The organism is Acidobacterium sp. S8, from assembly GCF_009765985.1.
Taxonomy (GTDB): Bacteria; Acidobacteriota; Terriglobia; order Terriglobales; family Acidobacteriaceae; genus Alloacidobacterium.
The window spans coordinates 76,821-83,596 of the sequence record NZ_LMUM01000031.1 but is presented as its reverse complement, the minus strand read 5'-3'; the positions used below and the strand labels follow the sequence as shown (position 1 = coordinate 83,596).

4 protein-coding genes are annotated in these 6,776 nt (G+C 56.2%); 2 read left to right on the top strand and 2 right to left on the bottom strand.

The window, feature by feature from the left end:
• Positions 1-462 precede the first annotated feature (462 nt).
• Positions 463-786, top strand: coding sequence for a GyrI-like domain-containing protein (locus tag GSQ86_RS14405; protein WP_158750642.1), 324 nt, complete (start codon positions 463-465; stop codon positions 784-786).
• 501 nt (positions 787-1,287) lie between these two features.
• Here the strand turns inward: GSQ86_RS14405 and GSQ86_RS14400 are convergent.
• Complete coding sequence (locus tag GSQ86_RS14400) at positions 1,288-1,767, bottom strand: hypothetical protein (protein ID WP_158750641.1); 480 nt, start codon at positions 1,765-1,767, stop codon at positions 1,288-1,290.
• Between the two features lie 378 nt (positions 1,768-2,145).
• On the opposite strand from GSQ86_RS14400, the gene GSQ86_RS14395 reads away from it, so the two are divergent.
• Positions 2,146-3,900 carry a winged helix-turn-helix domain-containing protein gene (locus tag GSQ86_RS14395; RefSeq protein ID WP_158750640.1) on the top strand — a complete coding sequence of 585 codons (1,755 nt, stop codon included), beginning with the start codon at positions 2,146-2,148 and terminating at the stop codon, positions 3,898-3,900.
• Positions 3,901-4,124: 224 nt separating this feature from the next.
• Here GSQ86_RS14395 and GSQ86_RS14390 read toward each other — a convergent pair whose 3' ends face one another.
• Complete coding sequence (locus GSQ86_RS14390) at positions 4,125-6,776, bottom strand: ABC transporter permease (RefSeq protein WP_158750639.1); 2,652 nt, start codon at positions 6,774-6,776, stop codon at positions 4,125-4,127.

The window sequence follows — 6,776 nt, the reverse complement described above, 5'->3', positions numbered from 1 at the left end:
GCCCTGTGAAGGAAAAACAAAGAACTAACCCTTGACACCAGTGACCTGCTCATAGAAAACGCTCTTCTGATGAGCGATCAGTTGAATGACGAGAAGACGGCTTCTCGGGATCTATCTTCCACTCGCGGAGATATGAAAATGACCGAGGAGCGTGAGGTGACGCGTAGTCTGGAGTTCGCAGATGGCGTTAAGCTGATTCTTCGCTGTTCTTAAGCGCAGGAGTCTTCTGACCCGTTCGGAGAAAGCAGTCAGTTACAGGAAATGCGACCTCGAGAATGCTGGTTCGCGATATCGGACTATTCATCGATCGAGAATTACGGCCGGTATGTCCGTGATCCGGGAGGAATGGCAGATTCCGAATCACAGACCGACTGATGAAGACTTCAGTCTCCCTGTCGGCTTGCTCCCCCTGAAGTAGAGCCTAGACCACGATGGGATCGCAAGCTGTAGTACCCTATCGCCATGACAGATCGACCGAATCCTGTCTTCCAGACTATCGGAGAAGTATTGCTGATCGGCACGATGGCCACCTACAATTCGCAGGCGGAAGCCTCTCAGGGCATCCCGAAGCAGTGGCGCTCGTTTCTGGTGAACCATCCCGCGCTCGGGAGCAGCTCAAACCTCTACGGCGCGTCGCCTTGCACTGGCGACGGCAAGATTCACTACCTTACCGGCGTTGCACATGAAAGCCCAGAAAATGTGGCGGATGGTGAGTCTCTGACTCTCGAAGCGGGAGAGTATGCGGTCGTTCGTGTGGATGAGACAGCTTTGCTTCGCGACGCCTGAACCTGGTTGTTAGGCCATGGCTGGCCAACTCCGGACGTCGAGAGAAGAATCGACCGGAGTTTGAGCGATTCACCAGTATCTCGGAAACCGGCACACCCGTCGGCCCGGTTGAAATCTGGATTCCCCTCGAACCAGTTGCAAAGGATTAGGCATTCCGCCCTTTCCAGCCCTGCGCTTGCCGATTGCCGAACCAGGGCAAATTTTGATTCCAGCTTTTGGCTACCTCCGGCAGCCGTTGCATTTCGGGATTTCAGATCCGACAAGCCGACATATCGGTACTAAATCGGATCCGCGATGAATGACTCGGCAATTATGCGACAGGAGACACAATCCGCGGTCTGATTGACAGGTTGGCGGCAACCGAGATATCGAGGTAGGTTGTCGCCCTCGTGCGGGGAAACGCAATTTTTGCGCGAGCGGGCAGACCCAGGCGCTGAACGGCGCACACACTTCGATAAAGGTGTATGCGCCGCTCGTCGAGATCTGGTTTGCGCAGATTCTCTAGTGCAACATGGGTTTGACCGCACCCGTTCCAACTGTGCCGGCGTCGATAGAAAGGAGTTCGCCCTGCTTACGATGGTCGACGCTATCGAAGAGCACAAGGCTGAAGTGAGCCGCGAAAAGAGGGTAAATAGTTGTGAAGCTTCCCGTGCAATCATCAGCGATGGAATAGGTTCCGGTGATCGGGACTTCGAGAAGAATTTCTCCCGCGATGCTCCCGTTTATTGTTCCCGCAAAGTTTCCTTTTCCATCCAGAGTGATTTTGCCCAGGATGGCCAATGGTCCGACAGGCGGGACAGTCAGCGAGGTAGCGTCGACTGAGTATACGTAGGCACCCTCAAGATCATTGTTCTTGCAGACGTTGGCTGCAAAAGCGGAGGTGGAGTGGAGCGCCATCGCGAGGGACGAAAGGACGAGAAGTCGGCCTAAGGGTTTGGCGGCCGAACTGCCGAACAGCTTGAAAGGAACTGAGTGCGTCATATCTTCTCCTTTTGAATCGGGGTTGGTCTCCGGGCCGGACCTATGTGTGTCGATGCCGATGGGACAAGTTCATCGGGGACTGGCCGAAGGGCGCGTGGGCTTGCCGTCCAGATTGACGGCGTGTGGCTCAATCAGAGCGGTACCCTTGTTCTCATCCGTGTCCTGAACGCGGCATTGAGAAGGGGCCGCCGCCAATCCTTGAGTCGGGACCAACTTACTGCCCTCCTTCGCTTTACTCAATGGCCTGAGTGTTCCCTGTGTGTGGCGGGTTTGTTCCCCGGGAAGTTCAATGGAAACAGCAGATCAGCGATGGTCGCCACTTCCGAATTCAGCCTTGTGCTGCGAATTGCTATACTCCGACAGCCTGGAGAATCTCTTGTGGCGCTGATCGGTTTCGGACCCTTCGAGGTTGACACTCGATCCGGTGAACTGCGCCGTCGAGGCGTGAGGATCAGGCTACAGGAGCAGCCATTTCAGATCCTCGTGATCCTGTTGGAGCACGCCGGGGAGGTTGTCTTACGAGAAGACCTCATTGGCAGGCTATGGCCGGACAACACCTTCGTCGACTTCGATCGTGGCCTGAATAAGGCAATCAATAGGCTGCGCGAGGCCCTCGGGGATTTCGCGGATAAGCCGCGTTTTATTGAAACTCTGCCGCAACACGGATATCGCTTTCTCGCCCAGGTCACTGCTGTAGCGCGAGGCGCCTCCACCGGAGAGCAAGAGCATGGCCCAATGCTGCTGTCGCATGCTCTTCGCATCGATTCCCTCGCAGTGCTGCCGCTCGACAACCTTTCCGGTGATCCGTCACAGGAATATTTCTCGGACGGCATGACCGATGAGCTAATCGGCGCCATCTCCGGGATCAAGCTGTTGCGGGTCATCTCCCGAACGTCGGTGATGAGATACAAGGGGACGCGCAAGTCCATCCCGGAAATCGCAAGGGAGCTACGGGTGGACGCAGTGGTGGAAGGATCCGTGATGCGTTCGGGCGAGAAAGTCAGAATCATTACGCAATTGATATATGCTTCGGAGGAAAAACACGTTTGGTCGGGAAGATATGAGCGCGAGTTGCGTGACATCCTGCAGCTACAAGCCGAGATAGCCCAGGAGATAGCCAGTCAGATTCAGAAGCTCGTTGATCCAAAATTGCTGTTGCCTGGCCGGCCGATCCGGATTAATCCGCAGGCTTATGAGCTTGCTCTCAAGGCAAATTATTTCCACGAAAAACTTACCCCAATGGACTTGGCGCGGAGCGCCGACCTTTACAGACAGGCAATTGCTATCGACCCCACGTACGCTCAGGCCCACGCGAACCTCTCGCAGGCATATTTTTATCAAGGGTTATTCGGGGTGGGCCCGTGCAGCGATCTTTTCCCCAAGGCCAAAGCCAGCGCGCTCAAGGCGCTGGAACTGGACGAAAATGTTGCGGCGGCGCAAAACGCATTGGCGGCAATTCATGTTCTATATGACTGGGACTGGGCTAATGCCGAATCGGTGTGCAAACGCGGTGTAGAGTTGAGACCAGGCGACGCGGCGGCGCGCCACCATCTGGCCGATTACATGTCCATCCAGGCCCGTCACGATGAGGCAATCGCGGAATGCAGAAAAGCGCTGGAGTCTAATCCAATCTCCCGCGTAAGCCTAGGGCATTTGGGGCTGCTGCTATACAGGGCACGCCGCTATGACGAATCGATCGCACAATGCCAAAAGACCCTGGACATCGACCCTCACTATTGCAACGCGATGTGGTTCATGGCGCTCGCGCAGGAGCAAAAAGGCCTTCTAGCTCATTCCATCGCAAACCTCGAACAGTCAGTCAGCCTCTGTGGTGCGCCGCTATTCCTGGCGCTGCTCAGCCGAGCTTATGCGCTGTCCGGCGAGAGGACCAAGGCACTCGAAATCCTTGACAGAATCAAGACCCTGTCCCACCAAATATACGTTTCGCCGTTCGACATCGCCGTTACTCAAATCGGCGTTGGCGACCTGACCTCCGCGTTCGAACAATTGGAGGAGGCGTATCGGCAACGAGTGTTCCGCCTGATTGAGCTGACTATGCCAATGTTCGACAACCTGCGGCCTGATCCGCGTTGGAAGGATTTGGTGCGACGTATTGGTCTTCCGCTCAATTGATGATGAGATAACTGTCTAGTCGACACGAATTTCGATCTGAATGCCAGTTGTTGCGAACAGTCGTTATGAAGTGATCGCCGCGATGCGCTGATCGGGGGTTAGGCTCAGGCAACGCGCTCATCCAGCTGATCCTGCGTGCCGCGAAATCGGTGCCTGCAAGATGAGTACTGTGTCGATGCATCAGCAAATGAGATTGGCTCCGGCTAAGGTTTTGGGGCGGTTTCTTATTCCGTTCGCAGTGCCTGCATGGGTTCCACTGCTGCTGCGCGGCGGGCTGGTAGCAGGCATGCGATTGTGCCTACCGCCAGCAGCACGCCAACCGCGCCGGCACTCAGCACCGGATCATACGGGCTCACCTCGAAAAGCAGGCTGCTCACCACACGCGCTGATCCGAACGCTATAGCAATTCCCACAAGTGCGCCGATGGCAACCGGCAGTAGCCCATCGCGTAGAACGAGCCAATACACATCTGCCCGCTCCGCTCCAAGAGCCATGCGCAATCCCATTTCGCGATAGCGTTGCGCGACCGAATAGGTAAGAACACCATAAACGCCTAACCCGGCAAGAAACAGCGCGCTCACGGCGAAAAGGAGCAGAAGGTCCATCTCGAAACGCTGATTTGCTACCGAATCCGCAACCATGCCGCCCAGCGCGCGCACGGTCGGAACCGGCACACCGCGGTCGACGCTCCAGATGGTTTGCCGGATCACATCCGCCATCTCAGAAGGATCCTGATGCGTCCTGACTACCAGCCCGGCCGTTGGCTCGACGCGATACCAATAAGGAACATAAATCAGCATCGGGTCAGGTTTCGCAAGGGAGATTGTCCGCGCATCCGCTACGATACCCACGACGGTAAATGGCTTCTCTGTTGCCGGATCCCCTCGACTGAATTGCTGTCCCAAAGGGTCTTTCCCCGACCACAGCGACCTGGCCGTTTTCTCCGAAACTAGGGCTAAATTCTTGCCCCAGTCACCTTCACTAAAGATTTCTCCGGCTGTAAGCCGGAGACCTATTGCCGGAAAATATTGTGGGCTGACCGAGCGAAAGTTCTCAAGCGGCAATTGCGTAAACGGTCGATGATCTCCTGCGACTCGTGCCATATCTCCCCAACCGTCTCCCATCAGCGGAAGGTTGCTGGTGAAGGCCGCATGCTCCACTCCCGGCAATCTATTCATGCGTTCGAGGACTTCCCGATAAAACGCTGCACGATGCTGGTTATCGTGATAGGACTCCGAAGGCAGATCGACTGTGGCTGTAACGGTTCGCTCGGTGGTGAATCCACGGTCCACGGCCATCAGCTTTACCAGGCTTGCGGTCAGCAGTCCGGTCATCAGTACCAGGGCTACGCTCACCGAAGATTCAATTGCCACGAGGACGCGACGCGCTCGCCGGCTCCCGGGCGATTCGCTGGTCAGTCGCGAGTCACTATGTAAAATTTCCTGCGGCGCGGTGCGGGATATCATGAACGCCGGCGCTGCGCCCGCAGCCAGGGTGGCCAGCATCGCCAGGAGCAGGGCGCATCCTACTCCCAGCCAGTCCAGATGCAGGAACCCGCGAAAATTGAGCGCGGGAGGCAAATATCGCTGCATGCCCGGAACAATACCGGCAGCCAGCAAAACGCCCAGCCCGCCTCCCAGCGCCGCAAGCACAGCGGTTTCGCGGATGGCCATCCGCACCAGCTCCGCACGGCTTGCACCCAATGCGGCTGCTACTGCCATTTGCCGCTTCTGGCCGACTGCGCGAGAAAGCAGTAGATTCGCGACGTTCACACAACCCACCAGCAGCAGACCTGCAACCGCCGCGAGCAAGATCATCAATGGCTTGCGGTTGTTTCCTACCAGCTTCTCCTGGAAAGGCGTGATCTCCGCAGAGAGAGTTGCTTTCTCATCCGCAGGCAGATTCGCAACAATTGCATGTTGCAGCGCATTCAGCTCAGCGTTTGCCACAGCGATCGATATACCGGCCTTCAGCCGAGCCAGCCCGAAATAATTCAGATCGCCCATCTCTTCTGCCAAACGCTCTTTGGAGAATGTAAGAGGGATCAGGATTCCAACAGAAAACAGATGATTAGTGCTGCCGTTAGTATCCATGGTCTGTATCGAAGGCATGTGGAATGATTGCGGCATCACTCCGATGACCGAGTAAGGAAACCCATCGAGCGATATGGTCTTGCTGAGAATGCCTGGATCGCTATTGAACTGCCCTTGCCAAAGGTCATAGGTCAGGATCGCAACATGCTCATGTCCCCGCTGTGCTTCATCGACTGTGAATGCCCTTCCCAGAGCCGGTTGCACCTGGAGCACAGAAAAGATTCCTGGAGTGGCCGACAATGCCTCCACCTGCATAGGGCGGCCGCCGGCGCCGAGCGGCACTGAGAACTGCTCCATGATCGCCATCGAATCGAAGGCGCGATTGTGCTGCTGCCAGAAAGTGAAGTGATTTGCGCTTACCGGCAGGGTTGGATATAGGTTGCTCCACTCGGCCACCTTCTCTTCGATGGTTACAAGCCGGTCCGGTTGCGCAAACGGCAACGGACGCAGCATCACATCATAGACCAGTGTGAAAATTGCTGTTGTTGCACCAATGCCGAGTGCGAGCGTCATCATTGCGACAATGCTGAATCCCGGAGACCTCCACAGTTGTCGCAATGCATAACGAGCATCCTGTAAGAGTCGTTCGATCGGCGCCCGGCCCCATGCCTCGTGGATGTGTTCCCGGATAAGTGTGGTATTGCCGAAGGCGCGCTGAGCCGCGTGGCGGGCTTCTTCCGTGGACAGACCGTTTTCGCGCTGCTCCTCTTCTTCGAGTTCAAGATCAGATTGCAGTTCCCGTTCGAGATCCGCATCTCGTTTCCGAATCTGCCACCATTTCAT

Bases quoted from the DNA above. Each gene is read 5' to 3' on its own strand.
- GSQ86_RS14405 (WP_158750642.1), top strand. From the start codon at position 463: ATGACAGATCGACCGAATCCTGTCTTCCAGACTATCGGAGAAGTATTG.
- GSQ86_RS14400 (WP_158750641.1), bottom strand. From the start codon at position 1,767: ATGACGCACTCAGTTCCTTTCAAGCTGTTCGGCAGTTCGGCCGCCAAA.
- GSQ86_RS14390 (WP_158750639.1), bottom strand. From the start codon at position 6,776: ATGAAATGGTGGCAGATTCGGAAACGAGATGCGGATCTCGAACGGGAA.